The 3,555-nt window shown below is 65.6% G+C and carries 1 protein-coding gene and 2 pseudogenes; 1 reads left to right on the top strand and 2 read right to left on the bottom strand.

Translation table 11 applies throughout. From position 1 onward, the window contains the following. Positions 1 to 330, top strand: a pseudogene (locus ABDV69_RS20610) (hypothetical protein); the annotation flags it as partial. A gap of 99 nt (positions 331 to 429) precedes the next feature. On the opposite strand, the pseudogene ABDV69_RS20605 reads toward ABDV69_RS20610, so the two are convergent. Both ABDV69_RS20605 and ltrA read right to left on the bottom strand, forming a co-directional pair. Then, positions 430 to 1,569 (bottom strand): annotated as a pseudogene (locus ABDV69_RS20605) (SulP family inorganic anion transporter); the annotation flags it as partial. 52 nt (positions 1,570 to 1,621) lie between these two features. Further along, on the bottom strand, positions 1,622 to 3,112 hold the full coding sequence (gene ltrA, locus ABDV69_RS20600) for a group II intron reverse transcriptase/maturase (RefSeq protein ID WP_343577640.1): 1,491 nt from the start codon (positions 3,110 to 3,112) through the stop codon (positions 1,622 to 1,624). Between the last annotated feature and the right edge of the window lie 443 nt (positions 3,113 to 3,555).

The raw sequence follows: 3,555 nt of genomic DNA, 5'->3' as shown, positions 1-3,555 counted from the left end.
CTGGCTCTGCTGCTCGTCGCCGGGCCAACTGTGGTGGTCCCTGCATTCGCCGTGCTCGGCGCAGCCTCGGGCGTCGGCGGCGTGGTGGGAGGAACGGTCTGGCTGCGCACCTACGGTCGCGCCGAGATCGCCAAGCTGCAGGGCATGGCGACCGGCGCTCAGATCACCGGGGCAGCGCTCGGCCCCCTCGTCTTGGCGCTGACGTCGGCGGCAACCGGCAGCTTCGAGGCCGGCCTGGTGGCCATGATGCTGCTCGCCGCGTCGGCGGTCTTGGGCGCGCTGTGGTGGTCGTCGAGGGGCCGTACGGTGGCGGCAACTGCCGCCTCCTGACTTGGTCATTTTCCCGCCGCGGCCACCAGCTCACCCGTAGGCAGGGGCTCCGATGCGAGATGGTGGCGGCTTTACCCGACCCGGGCAGGGCACTCGAGCTCAGTGGCTAGTGCTGAGGTGCCCGGCGAGGCTTTCGTGGAGGTCTGCGCTGGCGGGGTTGAGCCCGATAAGGGTGACCTGCTTGCCCCGACCTGCGTAGCGGGCGGTCACCGCGTCGAGGACAGCGACGGCCGAGGCGTCCCAGACGTGGGCGTCGGAGAGGTCGATGACGATGCTGGTGGGGTCGCCTTCGTAGTCGAACTGGTCGGCGAGATGCTCGGTGGTGGCGAAGAACAGGTTGCCGCTCACCCGGTAGAGGCGCTCGTCGCCGTCGGGGCCGAGGATCGTCTCCACGGTGGTGCGATGGGCGACCCGGCGGGCGAAGAAGAGGGCGGAGAGGATGACGCCGGCCACGACGCCGATCGCCAGGTTCGAGGTGGCCACCACCACGACCACCACGACCACGGTGACGAGCGTCTCGCTACGCGGCATCCGCCGTAGGCGGCTCGGCCGGATGCTGTGCCAGTCGAAGGTGGCGACCGACACGAGGATCATCACCGCGACGAGCGCGGCCATCGGGATGACGGCGACGACCGGGCTGAGCACGACCACGAGGAGGAGGAGGAAGATGCCGGCGAGGAACGTCGACAGACGCGTGCGGGCACCGGCCTTCACGTTGATCATCGTCTGGCCGATCATGGCGCAACCGCCCATGCCTCCGAACAGGGCGCTCACGAGGTTGGCGATGCCCTGGCCGAAGACCTCGCGGGTCTTGTTCGAGCGGGTCTCGGTGAGCTGGTCGACGAGGCGTGCGGTGAGGAGCGTCTCGAGGAGGCCGACGAAGGCCATGGTGAGCGCCGGCACGCCGATGATCCCGAGGGTGTGCAGGTCGAAGGGGACGTGCGGCAGCCCGAGCACCGGCAGGCTGTGAGGCAGCGCACCCTTGTCCCCGACGGTCGGCACCTCGGCGTGGGTGAAAGCCGTGACGGCGGTGAGCACGACGATGGCGACGAGGGGTGCGGGCACGGCCTTGGTCAGTCGAGGCAGCAGGACCATGATGAGCAGTGCGGCGGCGACCAGCGGGTAGACGAGGACGGGGACGTGGCGCAGGTTGGGCAGCTGGGCGAGGAAGAGCAGGATGGCGAGTGCGTTGACGAACCCCGTCATGACGCTCCTTGGCACGAAGCGCATCAGAGTTGCGGTAGGGACCGCCCTTACGGGCGGCCCCCCGCACAGATCCCAGCGTGCGGCACTACCGCACTGGGCTCCTGCCTCGGGTGCGAGCGTCGAAGCGTCCTTCGGGGAAGGGGTGCATGATGCGCGCTGGAGGGAGCCATCGTTTGGCTATGCCGGCCATGCGCTGCCAGGTCAGGCGGTGGCGTTGGCTGCGACGCCGTAGCGCCTTCAGCCAGTGCCGGATCACCTGGGCCCGGAAGGCTTGAACGGCTTGGCTGTTGCCTGGCACTGCGTAGTAGGCGAGATGTCCTCGCACCACGCTCGCCAGCCATCGGCCTTGCACAGGGATAGACAGGTGCATGCGTCTCTTGAGTTGGTCTTTGACCTCGGCAAGCTTCGCGCGCATCCGCTTCGCGATAGTGATACGTTTGACCCAGAAGTACCCGGCCTTGGATTTCGCACAAATATGTGTCATACCCAGGAAGTCGAACGTTTCTGGTTTCCCGAGACCCCGTGCCTTCCGTGCTCGCGCGGCGTGCCGCCCGAACTCGATCAGGCGGGTCTTGTCGGGATGCAGTTCCAGTCCGAACTTCGCGAACCGTTCGCGGAGATCTTCGAGGAACTGTTTCGCATCGCTTTCGTGTTCGAACCCGGCCACGCAGTCATCGGCGAAACGTACGATGATCATGTCACCGTGTGCTTCTCGGTGTCTCCACTGCCGGGCCCACCGGTCCAAAACGTAGTGCAGGTACACGTTGGCGAGTAACGGCGAAGCCGATCCTCCCTGCGGTGTGCCTTCTGGCGTCTCGGTCCAGATCCCTTCTTCGATAACTCCTGCTGCCAACCACTTGCGGACGAGACGCAAAATACGCTTGTCCGCTATCCGGTGCTCGAGGAACTTGATCAGCCACGCTTGATCGAGCTTGGAGAAAAAGTCTCGTATGTCGAGATCGAGCACCCAGTTCACTTTCTTCCGTTTGATCCCGGTTGCCAACGCATCCAACGCATCGTGTTGTTTGCGTCCTGGCCGGAACCCATAGGAGAAACCCAGAAAGTCCACCTCGTAGATGGCGTTGAGCACCTCCACGACCGCCCGCTGGAGGATCTTGTCCTCCAGGCTGGCGATACCGAGCGGGCGGGTTCGCCCGTCGGACTTGGGGATGTACACCCTACGAGACGGGCTTGGCCGGTAGCTGCCTGCGTGCAGCCGGCCGAGCAGGCCTTGGAGGTTCGTCTCCAAGTCCTGTCCGTAGGCCGCCCACGTCACCCCGTCCGCCCCCGGAGCAGCCTTAGGGCTCAAAGCCCTGTAAGCCGCCCGCAAACGGGCGAGATCGACATGGTGCAGCAAAGCTGTGAACCGTGCATCCTTGTCCCTTCTTGCTGCTTCACGCACACGGTCCAGGCCACGTGTCACGCCTTGCCCGGCACTGGGTCCGGGACGTGTCGGTCTGTCCGTGTTCCCCTTGGCTGGGCGTCTTCCCTCCACCGGCTCCGCCACCGCTGTCACGGCTTTGTTCGCCAGCTTCGCAGGTACTACACACCCATCCGACTCCCCATGCTCGTGCATCTCAGGCGTACCGCCTGAGCGTTCCCTGAGCGGCCCGGCTGGTGATCGACCAGACGGGCGAGCATGGGGTCTCCCGGTTCTCGCACATGGAGATTCTGCGCATGCAGTGGTTCTCTGACCGCGCGGGGTCCGCAAGCAGCTCGCGCATAGCGCTGCCAGCGATGTTGCCTTCCGCTTCTAAGACAGCGTCAGCACCCCGATCTAACTGATTTCGCGGCTCAATGGCCCTGCCTACGCATACCCCTACCAACGCTTCGCTGCGCCCTCGCGGGTCGCCAACGCATGGCTCGGGGCCACCGTGGGTCGCTACTCCTTCGATGTAGAGCTCTTCCATCTCTATCTCCATGTCGGTTTATCCCGGCGCTTTCCTTAGATCCGTGGAGCTGAGGGGGACCTGAGGGGGCGGGTCCGCGAAGAGTGCCTCCTGTTGCGGGAGAATCGGC

This window comes from Mycobacterium sp., assembly GCF_039583785.1.
Lineage (GTDB): Bacteria > Actinomycetota > Actinomycetes > Mycobacteriales > Mycobacteriaceae > Mycobacterium.
Note: the sequence above shows the minus strand (reverse complement) of the source record. Positions and strands in the feature narration are given on the sequence as shown.